A 25,571-nucleotide genomic window follows, 5' to 3' on the forward strand; every position below is an offset into this window, starting at 1 on the left:
AAACTAAAAACATCATCCAATTAATTGCATTTTTAATTACCGCCTAGAAAGCAGATAGAAAATAAAATTAGTGTATTTTTTATTTGCATATTGATTATAATAAAGTGAAAATGACGTAAAGTGATTGTAAATGAATTAATTTGGGGTGTCATCGTTTGTGCTTTATTTTATTGTAAAGGGTGTTTATGTTTTTTAAGATTTTGAAGACTTTCTCGCTATTGGTCATAAGCTTTCAGACCATGATCGTCTGCGATACTGTCGTAGCAGCAACACATAATTCTAAGCAAACACAACAACCCAACATTTTGTGGTTGGTATTAGAAGATATGAGCCCGATATTGCCTGCTTACGGTGATAACACCATCAGCACCCCAAACATTAGTTGGCTTGCGAACGAAGGGGTTAAATATACTAATGTTTATTCGACCTCAGGGGTCTGTGCTCCAAGTCGCGCTGGATTAGCCTTGGGGATGTATCCTTCGGCTGTCGGCGCAAATCATATGCGAACTACTTCTCATACCAATGTTACTGGCTTGCCTAAATATGCTGCTGTGCCACCGCCTGAAGCTAAAATGCTCAGTCAATATATGCGTGAATTAGGTTATTACACGACCAACAATTACAAAACCGACTATCAGTTTGAAGCACCAAAAAATGCGTGGGATGAAAGTGGTATTTATGCCCACTGGCGAAATCGTCCCACTGATAAACCTTTTTTTGCGGTAGTCAATTTTACCACTACCCACGAATCAGGCTTGTTCGAGCCTTATGGTATTCGGGAAATTGAATCAAGACATTATTTTGCTGACGATGCGGCACGTATTGCTAAGTTGTCAACAAATCCAAATCATAAAACAGCCCATGGGGATACGCCAATTCATGTGCCAAAAGACTTAGACTTTCCTATTCCTCCGTATCTGCCTGACACACCGGTAGTGCGACGAGATTTATGGAAGATGTATAACAATCTGGCAGAAACCGATCGTCAGATAGGAGCGGTTCTGGAGCAATTAAAGCAAGATGGTTTGTTAGATAGCACCATCATATTTTTCTATTCAGATCATGGGGGGCCCTTACCTCGACAAAAACGTTTGGTTTACGACAGTGGTTTGAAAGTACCCCTTATCATTCGCTTTCCTGATGGCCAACGAGCTGGGGAGGTAGATGATCGGTTGGTGAGTTTTGTTGACTTTGCACCCGCAACGATGAAGTTAGCCGGTATGGATACACCACGTCATATGCATGGCCAAGACTTTATTCAAAATGGCTTAAAAGAGCGAGAATATATCCATGCTGCCGCAGACCGATTTGATGAGTTTACTGACGTGATTAGAGCGGTTAAGAACAAACGGTTTAAGTATATTCGAAATTATCGTCCTGAACAGGGGTACTATTTACCGGTTACCTACCGAGAAAAGATACCCACTATGCAAGCGTTGTTGAGACTGCGTAACGCAGAAAAATTAACCCCCTATCAAGCACAGTGGTTTAGGCAATCTAAACAACCAGATGAGCTATTTGATACGCTCAATGATCCCCATGAATTACATAACTTAGCCAATGACCCTGCGTATGCCAAGGAATTAAAAACCTTGAGTAAAGAAATGGATAGGTGGTTGGCCGAAGTGGATGATAGACCAACGCTGCCCGAAAACGAACTTATTACTAAACTTTGGCAAGGTAGTAAAACGCAGCCTAAAACAGCGGATCCTGAGGTTAAAATTCGTGACGATAAAGTCTATCTGTCAAGTCGCACCCAAGGAGCCTCTATAAGTTACAAACTTATCTCGAATAACTACGAACCCGTGGCGTGGGAACAATATTTAGGTCCTTTTGATGTGTCTAAAGACACCCAGATTCAGGTAGTTGCGCAAAGAATTGGCTACCGAGAAAGTGAAATACAAAATTTAGTACTGCTAAATACCACAGGCCAATAGTGACCGGGTTTTATTTAGTTCATCATTTTTTACCTTTTACGGAGTATGTATGTCATTTTGGCGAAATGCACAGTGTAAACAAGTGACATTAAGTGTCATCTGTATTTTAACTTTACTTGTAGGTTGTGAAGCAGATAAAAGCGGATCTCTTGTTAACCCAAGTAAAACAAATACGGATGAGTTGGCCGCGCCTATAGCTCTTAAAGTCGGTGAGGGTTTTGAAAATCCCATAGGTTATTACGAAGCGCAGCCCAGATTTTCCTGGGAAATAGCACAAGACGCAAACACTAAATTTCAAACTGCTTATCAAATCCAAGTGACTTCGTCAAAAGCAGATTTTGCTGCTACTGACCCATTGTGGGATAGCAAAAAAGTAACATCGGACCAAACCTCATGGGTTAAATATTCGGGTAAACCTTTGTCGTCTCGTCAAACGCTTATGTGGCGAGTACGAATTTGGGATGAGCAAGATAAAGCGTCTACGTGGAGCAAGCCTCAATCCGTAGAACTAGGCCTATTAGATAATCAAGAGTGGCAGGCTAAATGGATTGGCCACCCTGATACCGACTTAACTAAAAATCCTTCTCAAGGGACATTAGCAACACCTCAGTACTTACGCAAAGAATTTGAAATAAAAGGCAACATTAAAAAGGCAAGGTTATATATTACGTCTAAGGGTTTGTTTAAGCCTTATATCAACGGTACTGAAGTTTCATCAGAAGATGTAATGACGCCTGGATGGACGCCCTATGCAAAGCGCATTGAGTCTTTGACTTATGACGTTACCAACAGCCTTGTAGAGGGCAATAATACTATTGCGGCGAGCATTGCAGGCGGTTGGTATGCTGGCCGCGTATATAAATTTAAAGATAGAGATCACAAATTACCAGCCCGTTTGTTGGCCCAGTTAGAAATCACCTATGAGGATGGAACTCGTCAAACAATAGCCACTGATGATACCTGGTCGGCCTCGCTAATGGGCCCCATTCGTTTTGCCAGTATTTACGACGGTGAACGATATGAGCAAAGCTTGGAAATGCCGGGTTGGACAAATATTGGGTTCGAGCAAGATGGTTGGCATTCTGCAATCTCAGAGACTCTCAACGATAACCTGTTGATTGCACCGAAGCGACATGCACCTATCCGCATTACCGAACAAATGCCTGTAAAAGATATCGTAAGTGTCAAAGACGGTGCGGTGATATTTGATTTTGGCCAAAATATGGTTGGTGTGCCGAGGTTGAATATACCTGTTGTGGCTGGCCAAGAAGTTAAAGTTAGGTACGCTGAAGCTCTGCATAAGGGGGATTTTTACACCGACAATTATCGCAGTGCGGAATCAACTAATTACTACTTGCCCAATGAGACAGGCGTAATTGAGTATCAGCCTACATTTACCTATCACGGCTATCGCTATATAGAAGTGTCTGGATTTGATGCGCAGAAAACGCCCAATAAAGGTTGGGCAACCGCAATGATTCAACATTCTGATGTGGATATTCACGCTAATTTCAAAAGTTCTCACCCTAAATTAAATCAACTGTCTGAAAATATTGTGTGGGGAATGAGAAGCAACTTTTTCGATATACCATTAGATTGCCCGCAACGGGATGAGCGTCTAGGTTGGACGGGTGACGCCCAAGTATTTGTTACTCCTTCTATGTATATGGCCGATGTATATGGATTTTGGTCTGCTTGGCTTCAAAGTATTCGAGAAGAGCAGGGCGCAGATGGAAAAATACCTTTATATATTCCCTTTGTAGAATGGATCAATTTTGCGTCTTCAGGTTGGGGCGACGCAGTAACGATTATTCCATGGGAACTTTATATGGTGACAGGGGATGAAACTATATTATCTGATAATTTTGAGATGATGAAAGGGTGGGTGAATTATCATCAAAAGAAAAGTGAAAATTTAATTTCAAACATGACAACCTTCGGTGATTGGTTACAACCGTATCCTGAAATTTTGCAAGAAGGTGACAATGGTAATCGAGGCAACACTGATTTTAGTTTAATCGGCACTGCGTATTTTGCCCGTTCAGTAGAGTTAACGTTAAAAACTGCTGAAGCGCTCAACAAAATAGAAGATGTACAGGCACTGACTGAATTACACGGCAAAATTAAAGATGCATTTATGCATAAATTTTTCGACGAACAGCTAAACCTTAAACAAGAAAATGCGATTCCAACACAAACTACTTATTTATTAGGTTTGGCCTATGATTTGTTTCCAGTTGAAAAGCGCGATATTGCTGTTGAAAAGCTAATAGAACTGATTCGTGACGCTGACTCTCATTTGCGCACAGGCTTCTTGGGAACCCCTTTATTAACCCAGGTGTTACAAGAAGCGGGTCGTAGTGATGTGATTTACGAACTATTATTTAAAGAAACTTATCCCTCTTGGTTTTATTCAATTAATAACGGCGCAACTACCACCTGGGAGCGCTGGAATTCTTACTCAATAGAAGATGGTTTTAATCCACAAGGGATGAACTCTTTGAACCACTACGCTTATGGCACTGTGTCGCGCTGGTTTTATGAAGGGATTTTAGGTATCACGCCAGCCACTCCTGGCTTTAAACATATTCGTATTGCCCCTCAATTTGACAGCAAATTATCCCATGCTGAAGGCAGTTATATCACTCCGCAAGGGGAAGTTAAGGTGGATTGGACGGTAAAAAATGACCAATTACACTTAAACGTTGTTGTGCCGAAAAATTCCACTGCAGAAATTGTCTTACCGCAAGTTGATGGTAAAACCTTGAAACTAAATGGCAAACACACCCCAGCGAATAAGTTCACGGATTTAGCTCCCGGACACTACCAAATTAAGGCACGCATCGGGTTGTAGTTCTCCTTTTGAAATGAATAGGGAATAACGGCAAATGAGCATAATAGATGAGAGAAACAGATGATTAATAGAATCGTTGCAACGAATAAAATTAAATTGGTCTTACTGGCCATGTGTCTGATGCTAACGGTGGCTTGCAATAGCTACAAAAGCAATACTGCGCTGACAGAAGAATTGAATCAAAATGACCAAACGTTACCCAATATTCTGTTAATTTTGTCAGATGATCATGCATGGAATGATTATGGCTTTATGGGGCATGATGTAGTGAAAACGCCCGCACTAGATCAATTGGCTGCTGAAGGCGTGACCTTTAAACGAGGTTATGTACCTACCTCTTTGTGTCGTCCATCTTTAGCCACAATTGCAACGGGCTATTATGCTTATCAGCATGGCATTACTGGAAATGATCCGTCGCGTAATTTACCTGGTGGAAAAGGCGGCGAATTATATGAGAAACAACGTGCTGAAATTATCGCCAAAATTGATGAAGTAGCAACATTGCCTCAGTTGTTAAAAGAGAAAGGGTATGTTTCGTTCCAAAGTGGCAAGTGGTGGGAAGGAAATTACAAGCGTGGTGGTTTTGATGAAGGCATGACCCGAGGTTTTCCTGAAAAAGGGGGGCGTCATGGTGATGATGGTTTAAATATTGGCCGCCAAGGACTCGCGCCAGTAACTGATTTTATTGATAAAGCCAGCGCCGCCAATCAGCCATTTTTGGTTTGGTACGCTCCTTTTATGCCACATGCACCGCATACTCCCCCGCAACGTATTTTGAATAAATATGAAAACAAAGGTTTACCCATCTCTATCGCAAAATATTACGCCATGATTGAATGGTTTGACGAAACCAATGGTCAGTTATTTGATCACCTAGAGAAAAAAGGCCTCAAAGACAATACCTTAATTGTCTATGTATCGGACAATGGCTGGGTTACCAATCCGACGCAAACGGGACGCTTTTTACCTCGCTCAAAGCAAAGCCCCGGGGAAAGTGGGGTTCGTACACCTATTATGTTTTCGTTGCCTGGCCAATTTAATCCACAAATGCGCTCTGAGGTAGTGAGTAGTATTGATATTGTCCCTACTATTTTAGGCGCTGCTGGGATAGACGTCCCTAAAGATTTACCGGGTAAGAATTTATTTGCCAACATGAAAAACGAAATCCCCATAGTTCGCGACGAAATATTTGGTGAAGGTTTTGCCCATGACATGGACGACCTAAACGATCCTGAGTCTACCTTATTGTATCGTTGGGTGATCGAGGGAAAATGGAAACTAATTTTAAGCTATGACGGTAAAAATGTGAGTTACCAGAAATATCACAAAGATGTCTTGTCTGGCCCGCGTCTATACAACTTGTTAGAAGATGAACATGAAACAGTCAACTTAGCTAGCGTTCACCCAGATCTGGTGAAACGTTTATCAGAAAAGCTAATGAATTGGTATCCAGTGAAGAAACGTAAGGTTTTACACTAAAGCTCGAGCATGTGTGCTCAATTTATAATAAGAAAATTAACGGTTTATGAGAAAATTACGATGAAAAAAAATGTAGCCAATTTAACTTTAGCTTTAATCGTTGCTTGCAGTAGTTTGCTGTCTGCTTGCAACAATCAAGTCGCAACTAAAAGTCATGTTACTTCGGAAAAAGTAGACTATTTTGCAGATAACGCATTTGGAAATGCACTTGCGATTGTGCAACATCCTGCAGGCGTGCATGCCAATGGTATTACTTACGTATCTTATCAGGGGCCTTTAGAAGATCCCTATGTGGCGTCGTATAATCATAAAACCGGTGAATGGAAGGGACCATTTAAAGCCGGAGTGAGTGAAATGGGAAAGGATCCATCTCGTCCAAAAATCGATAATCATGGTAAACCTACCATGTTAATAGATGACCTTGGTTATATTCATATCTTTTTTGGCGGGCATGGTGGTATGCCCAAACACGGCAAAAACCCTTTAGGAAATCATCACTACGGTCGCAATAAACATGTAGTGACTAAAAATCCAGGTGATATCAGCCAATGGCAAGAATTAGATAATATTCCCGCTTTTGGTACTTACAACCAGGCAGTTAAGATGGATAACGGTGATATTTATCTCTTTTACCGACATGGGGCACACCGCAGTGACTGGGTTTATCAAAAGTCTACTGATCACGGACGTACCTTCGCCGCCCCCGTATCCTTCTTAAAACATAAAAAGCGTGATGATATTAAAGCCGACGATAGTTGGTATGCCTGGGTAAGCAAAGGAAAAGATAACGATATTATTGTGTCTTACGATTATCACGTATGTTGGAATAACGGAGCCGGTATTAACGGTAGAGGACATACGACAGAACGTCATGATGCTTACTACATGGTTTTTGATACTGAACAGGGAACTTGGCACAACGTAAAAGATGAGAGTGTTAATATACCTGTTACTCGAGAGGTTGCCAACGACCAAACCTTAGTTGCCAGAACTGGCGCTGATTGGACCTTTAATGGCTCAGCACATATTGATGAAAATGGCTACCCACATATTGCTACCAACATTGGTATTGATCTAGGGCAAAAAATAGGTGGCCCGAAACAGACTAGTTATTTTCGTTGGACGGGTACCGAGTGGATAGGGGGGAGTTATGTGAACCCGCAATCTCGTATAGATAACACTGATTCCCGGGGAGACTTTTTCTTTAAATCTGCAAACGAAGTGACATTTGCCCTTGGATATCAACAACAAGATGATGGCGTGATAGCTTATTTTACGAGTGTCGATGGCGGTGAAACCTTTGAAAAGGAAAAAGAATTATTAAGGCGCAAAGGAGCCAATTGGGCGTTAACGGCCATTATTGAAAACGCGCATCCAGAAGCCCGAATGATTGTAGCTGAGAAGCAAAAAGGAAGTAATTGGCATAAGCTATATTTACTCGGAGATAGCGGGCCAGTTAAGCGCTTGAAACAAGATGCTAGCCTGCTTAACTAGCTTTTTGTAGTAAACCAAAAAAGCAGCAATAGGCTGCTTTTTTTGGATTAACTTTATAGATAATTAGCCGCTGACACAGCGTACAGAAAAAAGTTGATAAAGCATTGGGCGCTCAACTCATTCATTAAGCTTAATTCAAAATGGAAGTTGGATGTGTAAGCTCTTTTCACTGATAACCTGTTTGAGTGGTACAGATATTTCAGAGAAAAATCACCAATGTAGTAAAGCTTTCTTATTTTGGCCTAGGCATTAACCCATAGTCAATTGCAAATCAAGTCAAAGGCACTATGGCGATGTGTAATCACGGCAATTCAACGTATCTAAAGGTAGTGGTGTCGCAACATAAATTAACTAAGTATGGGGCTTATTTGGTTTTGTTGTTATTGTAAATGTAATATAATGATTGAATTTGATTAATTGTGGCGGTGCTCGGTCAGCTTGATAAAACTATCAGGATGATAAAACGACAGGCATTGCCGAGAGAGTAGCCCGGGAGGCGTTTTGTTATGAAGAGTGTGCAACATATATTAAGTTTTAAAGTTCCTAGGCCTGTAACTGTGGTGGCGACTTCACTACTGATCTCGTTGAGCCTTTTCTGTGCGGGTTGCGCTTCTACCGACTCTTCGACAGAGCAGACCTTCTTTGAAAAACGAAAAGCACTTATCGAAAAGTTTTCAGCCAAAGACAAGGTGTTTTCCGTGTTAAGAGCGCAGGTCGACCCAAAAGATCCTGAAAGTAAAGACTACTGGCGTTGGCGTATCGATCAATACATGTATGGACAATACCCAGAATATCAAGCAATTTACGATAGCTTTAAACAGGGTAAAACATTTCATCAGATATATGGATTGTCTGCAGAAGATTTGGGTTCTAAAACCCCATTACCCCAAAATATTCCTCAGTTACCGCAAGGTTACTTTACCGAAAACCTCCAAGGGAATCCCCACAGAGGGTGGCATTATGTATCAGGCGATACAGTTTATATTACTTATCAAGGTCATTTAACAGACCCTTATATTGCTAGTTACGACCTTAAAACACATCAATGGCAAGGCCCTTTAAAAGCTGCAGAGAGTACGCTGTCAAAAGGTGACAGAAAAATCGATAGTCATGGGCGACCTGTTATTGAGATGGATAGTAAAGGGCATTTGCATATCGTTTACGGTGGCCATGGCGGTGAAAGAGAAGACGGTCTTAATCCGCACTCTATTGATACCCCTCACGCTGGAGGCCGAATGCTACATGTAATGTCTGAAAAACCCTATGACATCAGCAGTTTTGTTTATAAGGACGATATCACACCATTTGCCTCCTACACCAAAAGCTACAAAATGGGAAATGGCGACATCTATCTATTTACGCGTGCTGGTACCCACAAGTCTCCTTGGGTTTACTACAAAATGAAAAGTGGTCAGCAACACTTTGAAGCGCCGGTGATGATTACTTGGCCTACACCACAACAAGACAATCCTATCAATGTCGATACGTTTTATATCAATCCGGTAAAAATCTCCGACACTGAAATCGCCATTAGCTTTTTGTGGCATGAATGTAATTTCAATGAAGTTCATAACAAACTTAACTACGGAAGAATAAATGCCTACTACATGAAACTAGTTACTGAAAACGGTAACTTTTATAACGCGCAGAATGAGGTACTAAGTTTGCCAATCACCCTGCAACAAGCCAATGAAAAAACCTTAGCATTCGATTCAACTAAACGTGAAGAAACCCCATTTGGAACAAGGCCCCTGGTTTTGCAGGGGGAGACACCTGCGGTAGCTTACGAGGCGCGCACTAAAGATTATAGTGAATGGCGGATGGCTGCTTATCAAAATGGCGAATGGCAACATAGTCTTCCCATGCCCGATACCGTTAATAGAACGTTGCACGATAGAGATAATCAAGAAGTTTCCAACATTCTTAGTCTCGAGGCTTTAGGTGTGCAAAACGGAATACATACTGCCGTTGTTATCTACCGAAACAAAGATAACAAGTCAGTTTTCGCGGAAGCGACGAGTGAGAATGGACAAGATTGGCAGGTAACGAAAGAACATTTGAGTTTGAAAAGTGTGCGTATGCAAATGGAAGCAGTCAAAAATAGTTTAAACAACACGGTTGCCATTGTTTTAAACCTTAAAAAAGGCGCTTCACAACGTTTATATTTATGGCACCAAGGTGAATTTCGAACCCCAGAAATGAATTAGGTCAAGGGTTTTTATGGGAAAGATCGAATACAAATATATAACTGCTTTTTAATAAGAGAATTCTTCTATGCTAAAGAAATGGGATCTTACTGTTTTTCTATCGTTGTTAATGGTTGGCTGTGTTCAGTCTGACAGTGGTTTGACTGATGACGCTAAGGCTACTTTAACGCCGGATAATAAAGCGCAGGAGAATGTGTCTATTATTTATGAATCATTTGAAAATGGTGGTTGGAATGCAGCTTCTCCTGGAGGTTTTACACCAGGATTGGTTGCTGATTTAGAAAAAAACTTTATGTTTAATCAGCATCAGGGAAATCATTCTTTTACGTTGGAAAACGAGATTGTTCGCGAAGGCAAACTCGCCGCTAAATTAGTTTGGCGACACCAAAATCCGCAGGCTTATAATGGTGATAAAAATAAACTGGATAACGTTGACCGCAAGGCGATGTTTCATGGTTTTAAAACGCAAAAAGTGAAAGGTGCTGAAGCCTGGTACGGTTTTAGTTTTTATTTTCCCAGTGAAGGAACAAAAGATGAGCTTAACGAATGGCTGTTTTTCCAAATTCACGGTAGTGCAGATAAACGTTTAAAGGAGCATTCTCGCAACCCACCATTTAGCCTCACTTTGACCAGCGAAGGTTTACGTGGAAATTGGAAATGGGATCCCTATGAGTTGAGCCCTACCAGGAACGGGGACGGCACTGAATATTTCGAGATAGCCGGAAATAAAAGTGAATACCTGGATAGATGGGTTGATTTTGTCTTACATGTAAAAGTAGATTATTCAGAGCAAAAAATGGGACTCATTGAACTTTGGGTTGACGCAAAAAAAGTGCTTAACAAACATAATATTCAATTTGGCTATAACGATGACAAAGGTATCTATCCCTCTTGGGGAATGTACTTTAACGGTGATCTCAGTGTGATGAAAAACGATCACTATTTGTATCTTGATGGAATTAGAATGACAGATGATGCAAACGCTAGTTATAGGAGTGTAGCACCGGTTAAATAGTCAACAGAATGATATCCTGTGGTCAATTATTAGTACTATTGCAGCTAATTATATAAAAATACGAGCAGTGGGTGAGGGCGAAACTAGTATCGGTCAATTTAACCTCGAATGGTCTTGTAGCTCGCCGCTTTTATTAGTATTTTCTTCTGTGGTTGAAAGGGAAAGATAGCAATCTATCTTTCCTCATAGACTCGGGTGATGGGACCATTGTCACCGATTAAATACATACGCCGCCAATTACTGTTCTTCGGCTTTTCTGCCACAATAAAGCGCGCATCAGGGTGGGCATTTCGAATGAATGAGCTTGCTGCTGAACCTGGACTGTCTAAATTACTTAGAGACTTGGGACGCTTCTGTTCCTGTTCATCCGTCGTGCCAAGATAATCTCCAAAACGGAGCAAATCCTCTCCTTTTGTAAAGGTGACCCCAGAGTCATGACTTTCCCACCAGCCCACGCGGGTTTTATCTGTTTTAGGATCTATACCACTTAACAAAAAGCGCACATTTTCACCGTCAGTTAAAAAATCCCCTCGTCCAATAGGGAGGCCACTTTTGAATCTACCTAGCCACTTTTTTCCGTCCCAAGTAAAATGTGCAGCATGTTTTGGGCCACCTATTTGCCAGCCAATATCCTCACCAATATAAGCGGCAATATGGGGGGTCCCTTGTTTGTCCACTTTGGTTGAACCGTTGAACGTCCATCGATCCCCGGTATTTATAGCGAGGGCTTTTTCATCAGCGACTTCTTTAGAAATTGGTATGGCTAGCGATTCACCTTTTACATTGCTCCACACATTTGTTTTAGTATTAAATTTTGCAAAGTATAGGTTTTTTCTCTCGGTTGAATGACCACCGCGGTTATTGCGAGGTGCGTCTTTATCCCAACAAAAGTGGTAGTCGAAACCAATCACAATTTCATCATTCAATCCCCTAGAAGCATAAGCATACCAGCTGTCTGTGCCAATATTGTCAGCTCGTCGTTTATATTGTAAAAATGAAACAGGCGTGGCAAAAGTGCGGCCATTATCTGTTGATTTTTGATAGACCCAGTCACTTCTATGTGCACCATGTCGATAAAACAGATAAATATCTCCGTTATCCATTTTTATGGCTTGATTGTATGTGCCAAACGGCGTGATATTGTCTAGGTTTTCCCAACTCGAAATATCGAAAGGCTTTTTGGAAACAGCGTGTTTGTTTTCGCCAGAGTGAGTTCCTGCTCCTAGTGGATTTTTACCATGTAAGGCTTCTACGCCGCCATGACCACCATAAAATATATGGATATAACCAGCGTTATCAATAATGAGAGTTGGTTTGCCGTGACTGTCTATTTTTTTGTTTGGATCTTTACCCAATACGCTAGTTCCGGCTTTATACGGACCAATCCATTGATTGTTGTTATGGTCATAAGCTGCCACATATGGATCTTCTTGCGCGCCTTGATAGGCGACATAAGTTATACCATTGAGGTGTTCCCCTGCAGGATGTTGAACAACGGCTACTCCTTCTCCCCAGCCATTATCAGCAAAAAAATTCTTTTCTACCTTGCTTACCGCGTCTTTTACGCATGCAGTAAATAATAGCCCTAACATACAAATAGATAATGAAACCTGTTTAACGTTCATGACGTTCCCTTTAGTTTTACAGTGATTAATTATTGCAAAGTAGCAACTAGATTTTAGATAAATAAGTAGAGTTCAAGTTTTCATTAAAAGGCCTGCAGACTGGAATAGGTACAAGCCTCAGATAATGAAATATCCATTTAAGGATTTTGGGCTCTATTTACTTGCATGACGTCTGCGAATTAAGAATATTCCCGCTGCAATGGAAAACAATGCTATCCCTGCAGGTTCTGATACGGTGATTTGTGGCTCAATGTCATTAAAGTTTACGTCTATCGCATCAACGATTGTGCTGCTAAATAGGGGCGTATTTGTGTTGGTTAGTGCAGTAAACTGCAATTCACCTAATTTAAATGAAGTACCGACAATATCGGTAATTCCGTCTAGGAAAAAAGCTTGCACGATAACGGTATTAGGCACAAACGTAAATGCATCACCAAATGCCCCGAAGTTAAATACGTCATCGGAGTCAAACCAGCTATTATCGACAAATTCGATTAACGAATCATCATAACCAAAATCAAATGCTAAAAAATCAATGGCAGGGTTGATGTCGTTAACCAGAATATCCACGGTGATAGTTTCGCCGCTACTGTAACTAGTTTGATCCGTTTCTGTGGTAATTAATCCAGCATTAGCGTTCATAGCCAACGTAGAAAATAATATAAATACTAAAAATTTCATTTTTTTACCTTTTCAATTTTAATCTGGGCTTGTAACCCGCTGAATAGTTTGATCGTCGTTTAAATACTATTTACTCACTTATGTTTTGCTATCAAATGGAGAGTCGTTCGGTTTTTCAATGCATTGTTGCCCCAGTGACTAATACCATGATGTCATCGAGCACTTGGGTTTCACCCACATAAATACCCCAGCGGAAACCAATTTCTTCGGTCCGTTGCCATTGCCCTGTACCAACTGATTCACCGTTGACCCACATCTCGTAATCCAAGCCATTATCGCGAACCTTCATATCAAAAGGTTGATTGATTACATTGGCGGCAATTTGAACCGGGGAGGCACCGCGCGGATAGAACCATAAGCTTCCGTCTCCATGCACACGTAGCATCACTGACCAGTGATCTACATTGTTACCTTTCGCTTGGAAAATTGAGCAATAGTGCTGCTTTACTGGTTGGTTAGAACAACCCGCTGATTTTAATACTGTAAACTTTGCGCTGAATTCTCGCCATACACCAGGTTCAGGTAACCAACGGTCGTCGGAACTAAATACTTCAACACGGGCTGCTAAAGCACGACTATTGGAAACATTTTCTTCATCTTTAAATAAACGGAATATTTGAGTATTGCCATCTTCTTGATACCAACGACTCCACCGATGGAAGTTATCCGAACGAATTGCGCTATTTCCCACGGTATGTATTTTGTAGTTACTCGTATCTATGGCTCTACTACCATATTCTCCGGTTTCTAGAAGGGCCTTATTGACAGTAACTGTTGAACCCATCACACCGGCACTAGTAAAAGTGCCTAGAGGTTGCAAACTATCTGTTGCTAATACTTCAGCCCAAGTCGGGTCATTTCCTTCTTGTCTGTATATCCAACTTGTATCTGGTTCATCTTCAGTTGGTTTAATCGCACAGCGAGCACGTGAACATAAACTTGTGAAACCTTGAACATCTCGGCTGTTAACGACCCCATCGCCATTAAAGTCATAATTTAAATTGGTTATTTTTCTGTTTCTAACGGCTAAGGTAAATGCGCGCATATCGTATTTATCGACGTCTCCATCCGCGTTTAAGTCACCAAAAATACCGACTTCAATAAGCATTGATGCCTCATTGGTGCGACCTTCGCTGTCCATAACAACAGCCTTAACGGTATGGATCCCAGCCGTTAAACCTAGTAATTCAGTCTCGTAAAAGTCACTTCCCCAAAGAAAGGGAGCTTCATATAATTCACGAACGAGTGAATCATCAAAGTACAAGCCTACAACTGTAATTTCATCATTTTCTTCCACACTGGTAATATCTACAGATAATGAAAAGCTGTCGTAACCACCAGGCAATGAAACATCAGACTCATTGAAGGTAATAGTAGGGGCGGGAGACGGCTTAACTATTAAAGTCATGCTTGCTTCGCCTTCTAATCCTTCGCTATCCACGGCTATTGCAGTAAAAGTGTGTTCACCAGCAAGCAACGGATTAGGATTGGGTTCATGACATGGGCTAGGCACTGGATCTTCATCACAACTAATCCAGCCCATGGCACCCAGCTCATATGGGGCATATTTATGTCCAAAATTCCACACTGGTTTGGTATCAACCCGCACTAGTTCGCCATTTCGATATAAGGTTACTGACACTATGGAGCGTCCTGAGACGGGTGACTCAGCATTTATGGTTAAACCTAACTGTTCATATCCCTCTGTTACCTCATATACTTCTTTTGGAAATTGGACTACCGGAGGTTGAGGTAAGCCATTTACCATAAGTGTCATGCTTGCTTGGCTGGTTTCCCCAGCACTATCAATGGCTACTGCAGTGAATGTATGTTCACCTTCTCCTAGGGGAGAAGGGTTTGGAGGATGGCAAGGGCTAGGTACTGGATCTTGGTCACAGCTAATCCAGCCCATAGCACCTGTTTCATGTGGTTTATATTGATGACCGAAATTATAAGGTGAGGAGGTATCTTCACGAACAATTTCACCGTTAAGATAAAGGGTGACAGATTCAATTGTTCGATCTGCAACTGAGGGTTGGGCATCGATGGTGATGCCTAATTTCTCATAACCTAAATCAACACTCATTGAAGACTGAGGAAAAGTAACAATAGGTGCTGTAGAGTTAACTGTTAATTGCATATACGCTGAGGCTGTTTGACCTTCGCTATCTAGTGCAACAGCTTTAAAAATGTGTACACCCGGACCTAAAGGGGTTGGGTTGGGTTCGTGATCGTCTCGCCAACCCATTGCACCCGTTTCATGTGGCTTAGAACCATGCCCAAATAAGTAGGGGAGTGTGTCATCAACCCGCACTAATTCATCATCAATATATAAGGTCACTGATTCAATGCTACGATCTTCGATTGGACTTGATGCCGATAGTGTTAAGGCCAATTTTTCGTAACCCTGCTCAACAATGACTGATGGGTTCGGAAAAGATATAGTTGGACGAGTTGCATCAGCTTCAATATCCAAATCAATGACTTGTAAATGAAGTGGCATTGCATTGCCGGATGTACGCTCCATTAGATAGTAATAGACCTTTCCATTTTTTACATACACGGTCCCATGGTCAAATACAGGGCCTTCAGTTTCTTCATAAACTCGCTCAAAGTCACTTGTACCGCCAACCGCTTTTTCAACGTAGGGACGACCATTTTGCAAGCCGATAATATAAATATTGTCGCCAGCCGTATAGATATTTGATGCACCCACAAAGTCAGTGTCGATGATAAAATCATCAGCACCTGCGGGTTTATAAGAATGAATGTAAACTTCTTCATAGTCGGGACGAGTACGATCTGTTGAACGCACAAGACTAATAATATGAACATCACCTTTTTCGGTTACAGTCCAATCAAAATCTCCAACGATGTATACTGAGTTTGGTTCTTGATGAGATATATAATCACCAGGTTCAAACACCTTGATTTCGTCGGAATTAACTAAGGGCCAAGTCATTGGCTCATTTTTGTGATTTTTCCATTCACCTAGTCCTTCTGGGTGATCTGAATAGGCATAATAAACACCGTTTTGATATATATATCGATCATTATTATCGTTGCTGCGCTGTTGGAAACCCACTCTAAGTTTGCCATTGACGTACTTCATATTGCCGTATAGACCCCAGTTATAAGCGTTTCCATGAGTCGTTTTTTGATTTTTATGGTTAAACGGCGTAAAGGTTGACCATTTCTGCTCGGATGCGTCATAACGATTAAAATAATAAGCACCGTTATTATTTCCGCCCCAACGCATGTAAAGAAGTAAGGTACCGTCATTGGTTTCAAAAAATTTGGGGTAAGTTAATGCTGAAAAATTATCTCTATCGGCTAAATCACCGGTCATTACAAGATGTTTATAGTCGACATAACCTGTGGCCGGGTCGCTTTGGCTGATATCACTGCTATCTTCAACAAACTGCTCGAGAGTGAACTCATCATCTGGCACTTCCGCTGCACCAGGCACTGAAAAACTATAACGGAAATAGTCATCTTCAAATTTGCCATCATATTTTGAGTTATCATAGGCATGCATATCGTAAACCATATGAATAGTGCCATTTATCGGGCTGACGGCTAAACCTATAGTGTTATGTGATTCACCAACCCACCAATCACCTCTAAAACCAGTGTGGCGATGGGGAAATTCAATGGTCTTTACCGTGCCTGTTTCAGTGTTATAGCGTGATAACATGACATGACGATCATCTTTTCCACCTCTATACCAAGTCATAAATACATAATGTTTATACGATTTTACGCTATCGCCATGTGCTGATATGTTTTTTCCAAAATGATAGTCATACACATCTGTACCATTATTAGGTGCGTCAAAACCTACTTTTTGGCCATCAAAATGCAACCCTTGATCAGTAATTTTTACTTGGCTTTCTAAGGTTACGTCCGCTTGAGCGCTTGGGACTGTAAAACCAATAGAGCTTGTCAGCAGTAAAATATATTTGAGCATCGACCTGTTTTTGTTTGTTATAGACATAGTTTTTACTCTGTTTTAAAGATAAACGATACGCAATCCAGTCCTGAATCAATTAATGATGCGATCATGTTAAAGCAATTTAGGTCATTGATTGCGATGTTAACGGTCTTAAAGCCATCTTAAGGTACTTTATTTAGAATATTTAAATATTATTAGGGCTATAAAACGCAATAATGATAACAAACTATTTTATATAATCATAACATTTCAATAACAATCTTTATCGGTCTTGTTAGGTCTTGCTGTTTGCTGCTGATTTTATTAATAAAAAATAATGGTTGCTTTATTGATGAGCAGATCTCACTTCTGCAAAATTGATCTGAAATGTTAAATTATTTTTTTGTATCATAAGGAGGAAAGGGAGTGGGTAGAACTCCCTTCTTATGTAAGTGGTATTTTGTTAACAGCACGTCCACAATCAATAAACTCATTAATTCTTATTAGGCGTAGTTGAAGCGGAATTATTGTCTAACTTAGGTTTGTTATGAAAAGGGGGAGAATGAGAAGGGAAATTCGTATCTAATAACGTTTTTAAACGCTGCTGTATTAGGTTAACGTGTTTTTGGCCGGCAACATTTTCAACTGCAACAAGACTGTCTTTGTGAAAGTATAATTCTGTAAACTCTATTGCTTGGCTGTCAGCATTTCGCCATTCGGTATATCGCCATATGCCATCAGTTACACTAACGCCCATCCGTTTTTTACCCCGTGTAAATAAACTATAGGCGGCATTATCCCATGCCATATTGGGTTGATCTAATAACGTTAGTAGGCTTTTACCATCTAAGTTGGGTAACGGTAAACCCGCCGCTTCGGCGATGGTTGGGAATATGTCTATATTTTCAATTAATGCAGCAGAAGTCGCTCCGGCCACTCGATTTTTATGAGCAGTTTCGCGGCTGATGATTAGTGGTACACGAGTATCAAGTTCCATATTAGTGTGTTTATTCCAAGCCCCATATTCACCCAATTTATAACCATGGTCACTCATAAAAACGATCATAGTATTGTCACGAAGTTGCAAATCATCGAGGGCTTGCATCACTTTGCCGACTTGAGCATCCATATAACTAACCGAAGCATAATAAGCATGAATTAAGGTTTTAGTTAACTCATCATCGGTATCGCCTTCCTTTGGGATACCGCCGTACATTCTTAATTCATTCCATTTGGTTAAGGCTAAACGGTACATATTATCTGGTTTTTTGCGACTCGGAACGGTAAATTGCTTTCGGTCGTACAAGTCCCAATATTTTTTAGGGGCATTAAAAGGTAGGTGTGGTTTGCTAAATCCAACAACCATTAAGAATTTATCGTTTTTTACATTTTTTAAGGTCGCGATTGCATCGTTAGCCACTTTGCCGTCTTTATAAAAATCATCCGCAACGTCTCCTGCTTCATAGGCAAATTTCTTTTCTTTGTTTCCAGCAATGGCATAAAAGTTATCCAGCTTTTTAATGTGTGTTGTCCAGTTTTCCTGGTCGTCGGTAACACTGTGATAAACTTTTCCAATACTGATGGTTTGGTAACCATTTTCCTTAAATAGCTGAGGCATAGATACAACGTTCGGTTGATTAGGTCGTAATCGACCGGCTCTATCTATGCTATATAAGCCAGTTGTTTCAGGGCGCAAACCCGTCATTATGCTGACCCGAGAAGGTCCACATATGGCCTGTTGCGCATAAGCATGAGTAAATTTGACTCCTTGTTTCGCTAAGTCATCAATATTGGGGCTAATGACGTGTTCACTGCCATAGGTGCCTAAATCTACACGTAAATCATCAACTAAAAAAATCACAATATTAGGCGTATTTTGCTGTGCTTTGACAGTAAAACAGAGGGATACTAACAATGCCGTTAATAGTGACGATAAATGCAAAAATTTAATGAGTACACTAAACTTGTTTTTGCCGTTAACTTCGAGCCTGTTGTTCTTATCAATCATCGTTTCCACTTGGTCATTTCTGATGCCGCTAGTAGCACGGCGCCAGCCCCATAAAATTGGGTTTCATGCTCTGCGACCGGATCGGGAGATTTACCCACCTGTTGCACCCAGTTAACTTTACCGTTGGCTTGGGTGGCTCTTTCTATCGCTTGCCAGCCTTTTAATGCCGCGGTTTTGTATTTAGGATCAGTCAGCAACCCATTGTTTACTCCCCAGGCTAATCCGAAGGTGATAAACCCAGTACCGCTGGTTTCAGGTGTTGTCACTTTGTTTGGATCTAGCAAAGAGGGCGACCAATAACCACTGGGGTTTTGGATAGGTTGTAATGCCGCAGCAAAGCGTTTAAATAATGCGATGTATTTATTGCGAGAAGGATGGTCTTTGGGTAAGTCATCAATAATTAAAGGTAAACCGGCGAATACCCAGCCATTACCTCTGCTCCAAAATACGGGTTGGCCATTGTCACTCTTTTTCTCAAAATAACGACTATCTCGAAAAAACAAATCATATTTTTCAGAATACAAATAATCAACAGTGGCCCAATATTCTTTGTCAGCGTAATTAAAATACTTTTCATCGCCAGTGATGTTAGATAATTTTAACCAAGTACGAGGTGCCATAAATAACGCATCCGACCAGCACCATCGGTCCTGACAGGCGCCTTCAAAGCCTCGTCGTGGAGGCTCTTCTTCAATCATCTCTAAGCTAACTTTAGGGGGATTAGCTAATATTGAGTCGAACAATTGTTGGGTAGGTTTAAAAGCTGCTGTGTTGTCTGTTTGTTCACTCAACCACAAGAACGTTTGACCAATAGCATGGTCGTCGCCATGCAAAGGGCGTTTGAGCATCAATTGATAACCTTGGTCTTTGGCCATTTTTTCTATATGGGCTAAAGAGGTTTGATCATCTACAGTTTCAACCCAGCGAGTCAAACCAATGTAAAATGCCCCTTGGATCCAGCCTAAAGGATTCGAAGAACTAGTATGATATCGTTTGTCTAAATAGTCATAATTGTTATTTTCGACCTGTTCAATTTGCCAACCAGCTACATGTTGCCCGACTGAAAGAGCAGATTGTCGTATTTGCAGCGACGAGTTGTCTGTTACTTGTGTTGATTGTGTGTGAGACGCAGAACCGCAACCACCGACAGCTAATGCGATAATAATCCCTAGTCCAATCGTTGCAATTTTTGTCTTCATTAATCAGTCCACTTAATCATTTCAGATGCCGCCAATAGCACAGCGCCCACCCCATACAATTGTGAATCGGTCTTTTTCACTGGATCAGGAGATTTACCTACGTGTTGTACCCAATTGACTCGTCCACTGGGTTCGATGGCCTGTGTAATTGCCGACCAACCTTTTCGAACTGCCTGTTTCGCATTTTCATCAGTTAAGATGCCATTGTTAACTCCCCAAGCTAAACCAAAAGTGATGAACCCTGTTCCACTCACTTCAGGTGTTTTAACCTTGTTCGGATCTAATAATGACGCTGGCCAATAGCCATTTTCCGTCTGTAGTTTTATTAGGCCTGCTGCATTTTTCTTATACAACTCAATGTAGCGAGGTTTAGATGGGTGGTCATCGGGTAGTTCATCAATTATTAACGGAATCGCAGCAAATACCCAGCCATTTCCGCGCCCCCAAAATACCGGTTCACCATTGTCACTTTTCATATCAAAGTAGCGACTATCGCGAAAAAATAACCCATACTTGTCAGAGAATAAATAATCTGCACTTGCCCAGAATTCCTTATCTGCATATTCAGCGTATTTGCTATCACCGGTGATATTGGTCATTTGAAACCACGCGCGAGGAGCCATAAATAACGCGTCTGCCCAACACCAACGAAGTTGACAATTACCTTCTAAGTGCACTTTTCCTGATCCGGATGCCGTTTCATCCAACATTTCAAGGCCTACGTTCGGCTTATTATCTAAAATCATGTCGAATACAGCTTGAGTCGGTTTGATAGCATCTTTATTCTTTGTTTGTTCTGCTAACCATATGTAAGTTTGAGCAATGGTATGGTCGTCTGCGTGAAAGGGGCGATCCATCAATAGTTCAAAATTCTCCTGTTCGGCTACCTTTTCCATAAAGCCTAAAAAGGACTGGTTTTTTGTGGTTTCCGTCCAGCGAGTTAAACCAATATAAAAAGCCGCTTGAATCCAAAATTTTGCGTTTTCAGATTTGGCCCGATGGGACTCGGGAATGTAATCTAAATTACCCAACTGTTCGATTTGCCAATTAGCCACTCGATCGGCTATTTCTTTTACATTTTGCTGATTGCTTTGAGTCGAATGGTATGTACTAGATTGATTCGGCTCTATATTGGTTTGAGTCGTAACTGATTGTTCTTTGCCGCATCCGGCCAATAACAAACTGATTGTTAGGGGCAGTACTGCTAGTGATTTTTTGAATTTTTGCATAATCTGTCTCATTATCTGTTTTAACGTTTAACTGGTTATCGGCGAAGTCTATATAAGGTGCTTTTACAATGACTGCTACCGTTTTAAATTTGAGTTCTCTTTATATAGCTAGTGTTATTGTCCATATTTAGGATTGGCTTGATGTCGTAAGTTGATAAATGAATCTCTTTGTTTTACTTCTTTTGACCTTTGTTGTTCATAGGTTTGGATGTATTGATCAACTTTTTGGCTAAGACCCTTAACTACGCCTTGGTGCTGTTTAGATTCAATCAGGTTGAATTTCTCTTCGGGATCGTTTTCCAAGTCATACAGTTGTTGAAACCCATTCTTGTAGAAATCTATGTATTTCCATTTTTCGGTTCTTAGGCCTACGGTAGGAGGGATGAAAGATCGCTTAGGCTGATACATGTGCTCAAAGAAAAACTCGTCACGCCATTTTACATCTGTAGATCCACTTAGAAGTGGAAGTAAGCTCTCACCTTGATAGTTGGCTGGGGCATCTAGGCCTGCTAAATCAACTATGGTTGAGGCTATGTCAATATTCAGTGCGATGGAATCTAGTTGTTGATTTTGGGCCGCTTTGTTTCGTGGGTCATAGATTATCAATGGTATCCGCAGATCCTCTTCCCAACCAAACCATTTACCTGCCAATTGACGTTCATTGAGGTTGTAACCATTGTCACCCATATAAATGATTACGGTGTTGTCGGCCATACCTGTTTCTTCTAATTTTTGGTAGATCATCCCAACCGCTTTATCAACGGCGCTAATTGCCCGATAATAACGTTTAACCATTCTTTGGTATTTTTCAGGCGTATCGTAGCGCCATTTCCATCGTTCGCGACCAATAGAACGTTTTAAAAACTCAGGTAGCTCCTGAAATGTGGCGTCATCAGAAAACTTTGCAGGCGGAATAGTGACATCTGCATACATACTTTCAAATTCTTCAGGGTAGTGATATTGGTCTTGTAAATCATTGTCGTGAGCATGGGGATTCCAAAAATTAACTGACATCGTCCAAGGTTTACCCGCAGTTTTTGATTGTTCGATGAATTCTTTTGCTAATTCTGCAATGTAGTATGTTTGGGGTAAGGTTTTGCCTTTATACTGCTCTTTTTTTGACTGCAGAAGCGGTTTAAAAAAATCAAATCTATCTTCATCATTACCAGAAATACCAATTTCATATTTTCCAACAAACGCTGAACTGTAGCCGCCTCGTTTGAGTACCGCTGGATACATGTTGGCTGATTCCTCTATCCCAGTTTTCGGGCGACCAAAGGTAAAATCATGAGTACGCTCAGTTAAGCCGGTTAAAATACTGATTCTGCTTGTTGCGCAAATAGGAGTTGTTACAAAAGCATTGTTAAATAGTGTGCCCTTGTTTGCTAGTTCATCTAAATTAGGGGTTTTAATGATGGGATGGAATTTGCCCAACATATCCCAACGATGATCATCCGCTAAAATAAACAGAATATTAGGCTTAGTTGAACCCATGTTTGGCGTTTTAGAGCTGGAGCTACATGCACTCAAAATAGTGAATATCGTGCAAATAGATAGCAGTATCTTAAATTTAGTTGTGGTACTCATTACGTGAACTCGTTCATTTACTTAAAACGCTAAAGCGTTCTGTACTGGTAATTATGCATGCTATTTGAGGTTTAAAACTGAAGTCTCAAAGATATTACACGCATTTAACTATTTTATCACAATAACAGACATTTTAAGTCAAATAAACTCATATTAAGCCTTTTGTGGGTAGTTGATTCAACCCTAGTCCTCTACAAATGGGCATTTCATTCTCATTTTTTGGATTAGGCGTGCTGCTGAATGACTGCTTGGATACACACTAAACCTCTTTCTTAAGTGAACTTTTCGGCTAGGCCTATTCCCTATGCAGTGCATTTTATGGGGTCTACAATTACTTTTTGTCAATTGTTCGTTTTTATAGAGCTATGTCAAAGACTGCTAAGAACCATTCAACTATAAGATTCTATATCTTCTGATTGTATTTACTTTAATTTGATTGAATATGATAGTAGGATTGCCTGGTGTTATTAACTTGTTGCGAAATTGTTTCCTGATTTGAATTGAGTTGGGCTAAATGGAGTAAAGGGTACTGATGATAGCAAACATGTATTTAAGGCTATAAAACTCAGTTTGTTAGAGGTGAGTTCTTTAAATCTGGGTTTCACAAAGGTTTGGATTGATGATAAATAAATCTCGTATATTTGTACTTCTAATAGCATTCACAACATTCACACATAGCAGCTCCGGTGAAGGGGCAAAGCCACAAGTAAATGCACTAATTTTAAAAGCTGACTTTACTGATACAAGCAACAAAATAGGTCCAATTAACGATTTTTTTGATGTGGCAGTTAGAACGGATAAAGCATCGCCCCATTCCAAACCTGCTAATTTGGGGCAAACGCCCCAAGTTAATACCGTCAGGATATTAGGTGGCTGGGCTTCCAAAGATATCGAGGGGGATGCGTATAAATGGGACGGAGAAAAATTTGTTTATGATTTCCATAAGGTCACCAATAGAATTGATCGTTGGTTAAACAATGGTTGGGAAATTTTTCAAATTGTATTAGACAATCCACCTTGGGCTTTTCAACGGGGGATGAAATTTGTAGAAGAGCCTAATGGAACCGATTATTTGTTGAAAGACGCCAACAGTGTTTATGGTAATGGTTTACCTCCAAATGATTCAGTGGCCTGGCACAATTTCATAGGCCACTTGCTGCAACATTTAGTTAAAAAATATGGTAAAGAAACCGTTTCAAAATGGCGTTTTCGAGTAGGTTCAGAAATAGATACTCGGCCACAACATTGGGTAGGAACGCGGACACAGTTTTTCGAGCATTATCGAAATACCGTGAGTGCAGTGCGCAGCGTATTACCTAACGCTTCCGTAGGGGCGCATTTTAGGGAGTCCTCTTTTCAAAGTCGTTATGTTGATTACACAGGCAATACAGAAGATGCCTACGCCCCCCATTTTATCGCATGGGCAAAGGCTAACAATGTGCCTTATGATTTTGTCGCAATTTCTTATTATCCCCATATTCATAAAGAGCACGAGTTAGATATGCAGCGTGTTTATAAGTATGACTTTGCGCCTATCGCGCAACACCCCGACTGGAATACAAATGCCAGTTTAGAAATTCATGAATTTAAACTTATTTCAAAAATGCAGCGCGCCGGTTTTGTCAGTGTTTCCACGTCTCATAGCTCGTCTTTTTTTGCCATGTTGGCGAAATTCATGCTTAACCACAATATTAAAGAAATATTCCAGTGGGGGACGGGGCACGATGGTCGTTACGCGCCTGAAGTCCTAACGCAGTTTGCTTTGTTGCCAATGGTCGGTAATCAGTTATATAGAAATTCAGTACACGGACAACCATCTATTGAGGGCAATCTTGTTGATGGGATTTTTAGTAAACGACCGGATTCAAAGGCATACGATATACTTTTATATAATTTTAATAGGCATAATTTAGCCCATGAGTTACCTGAAATAAACGTTATTGATCTTGACGTTTCCCACCCTGTTTCTACTCCCTATCAATTTCGCATCGGCACCATAGATAAACGCAACAATGCTGAGGAAATGTTTATAGCGGCCTATCCTAAAGCCAGGATTCCAATAGAGGAGGGCGGCTGGTGGAATGAACGTTTTCATCCAACCGCTTCTGGATCTATAGGACTCAATGCAGAAGGAAAGCAAGTTTATTTGAATTACAAACATAAATATCAGGAATCAAACATGATTATCTGGGGGGATTGGCAAACAGGGAAAACGTCGAGTGGTAACAACAAGGTTTCAAGGATTCAGATTGAGTCTGAGATCGGTTCATTTAGTGTGCAAAAAATAGAAATACGCGTACTACCATAAACGCTGTCGCCACT

General features: G+C 40.7%; 14 protein-coding genes. 7 read left to right on the plus strand and 7 right to left on the minus strand.

Going from position 1 to position 25,571, the window contains the following annotated elements:
* Nucleotides 1-185: 185 nt before the first annotated feature.
* From Q4574_RS08365 to Q4574_RS08390, 6 genes are all read left to right on the plus strand, one after another.
* Nucleotides 186-1,937, plus strand: a complete 1,752-nt coding sequence (locus Q4574_RS08365; RefSeq protein ID WP_303473486.1) for a sulfatase — start codon at nucleotides 186-188, stop codon at nucleotides 1,935-1,937.
* A 49-nt stretch (nucleotides 1,938-1,986) separates the two neighbouring features.
* Nucleotides 1,987-4,791: a family 78 glycoside hydrolase catalytic domain gene (locus Q4574_RS08370; protein WP_303473490.1), complete on the plus strand. Its 2,805-nt coding sequence runs from the start codon at nucleotides 1,987-1,989 to the stop codon at nucleotides 4,789-4,791.
* 60 nt (nucleotides 4,792-4,851) lie between these two features.
* On the plus strand, nucleotides 4,852-6,270 hold the full coding sequence (locus Q4574_RS08375; RefSeq protein WP_303473492.1) for a sulfatase: 1,419 nt from the start codon (nucleotides 4,852-4,854) through the stop codon (nucleotides 6,268-6,270).
* Nucleotides 6,271-6,330: 60 nt separating this feature from the next.
* On the plus strand, nucleotides 6,331-7,764 hold the full coding sequence (locus tag Q4574_RS08380; protein WP_303473494.1) for a BNR-4 repeat-containing protein: 1,434 nt from the start codon (nucleotides 6,331-6,333) through the stop codon (nucleotides 7,762-7,764).
* Nucleotides 7,765-8,270: 506 nt separating this feature from the next.
* A complete protein-coding gene (locus tag Q4574_RS08385; protein ID WP_303473496.1) occupies nucleotides 8,271-9,971 on the plus strand; it encodes a BNR-4 repeat-containing protein in 1,701 nt (566 codons plus the stop codon).
* 67 nt (nucleotides 9,972-10,038) lie between these two features.
* Nucleotides 10,039-10,986 (plus strand): heparin lyase I family protein, encoded by a 948-nt coding sequence (locus Q4574_RS08390; RefSeq protein WP_303473498.1) that lies wholly within the window; start codon nucleotides 10,039-10,041, stop codon nucleotides 10,984-10,986.
* Between the two features lie 173 nt (nucleotides 10,987-11,159).
* On the opposite strand, the gene Q4574_RS08395 is transcribed toward Q4574_RS08390, so the two are convergent.
* The 7 genes from Q4574_RS08395 to Q4574_RS08425 form a co-directional block, all read right to left on the minus strand.
* Nucleotides 11,160-12,611: a BNR-4 repeat-containing protein gene (locus tag Q4574_RS08395; protein ID WP_303473501.1), complete on the minus strand. Its 1,452-nt coding sequence runs from the start codon at nucleotides 12,609-12,611 to the stop codon at nucleotides 11,160-11,162.
* 153 nt (nucleotides 12,612-12,764) lie between these two features.
* Complete coding sequence (locus Q4574_RS08400) at nucleotides 12,765-13,292, minus strand: hypothetical protein (RefSeq protein ID WP_303473503.1); 528 nt, start codon at nucleotides 13,290-13,292, stop codon at nucleotides 12,765-12,767.
* 115 nt (nucleotides 13,293-13,407) lie between these two features.
* Nucleotides 13,408-17,262 (minus strand): BNR-4 repeat-containing protein, encoded by a 3,855-nt coding sequence (locus tag Q4574_RS08405; protein WP_303473506.1) that lies wholly within the window; start codon nucleotides 17,260-17,262, stop codon nucleotides 13,408-13,410.
* A gap of 457 nt (nucleotides 17,263-17,719) precedes the next feature.
* Entirely contained in the window at nucleotides 17,720-19,234 is a 1,515-nt protein-coding gene (locus tag Q4574_RS08410) for a sulfatase (RefSeq protein ID WP_303473508.1), read from the minus strand.
* Nucleotides 19,231-20,433 (minus strand): glycoside hydrolase family 105 protein, encoded by a 1,203-nt coding sequence (locus tag Q4574_RS08415; RefSeq protein WP_303473510.1) that lies wholly within the window; start codon nucleotides 20,431-20,433, stop codon nucleotides 19,231-19,233. Before Q4574_RS08415 ends, Q4574_RS08410 begins: the two co-directional genes overlap by 4 nt.
* A complete protein-coding gene (locus Q4574_RS08420) occupies nucleotides 20,433-21,662 on the minus strand; it encodes a glycoside hydrolase family 105 protein (protein ID WP_303473512.1) in 1,230 nt (409 codons plus the stop codon). The genes Q4574_RS08415 and Q4574_RS08420 overlap by 1 nt, the downstream gene beginning before the upstream one ends.
* Nucleotides 21,663-21,776: 114 nt before the next feature.
* The gene (locus tag Q4574_RS08425; RefSeq protein WP_303473515.1) at nucleotides 21,777-23,249 is read right to left on the minus strand and encodes a sulfatase; all 1,473 of its coding nucleotides are present in this window, start codon (nucleotides 23,247-23,249) and stop codon (nucleotides 21,777-21,779) included.
* A 619-nt stretch (nucleotides 23,250-23,868) separates the two neighbouring features.
* On the opposite strand from Q4574_RS08425, the gene Q4574_RS08430 reads away from it, so the two are divergent.
* The gene (locus Q4574_RS08430) at nucleotides 23,869-25,557 is read left to right on the plus strand and encodes a hypothetical protein (RefSeq protein WP_303473518.1); all 1,689 of its coding nucleotides are present in this window, start codon (nucleotides 23,869-23,871) and stop codon (nucleotides 25,555-25,557) included.
* Nucleotides 25,558-25,571: the final 14 nt, after the last annotated feature.

Source organism: Aliiglaciecola sp. 3_MG-2023 (assembly GCF_030548205.1).
GTDB lineage: Bacteria > Pseudomonadota > Gammaproteobacteria > Enterobacterales > Alteromonadaceae > Aliiglaciecola.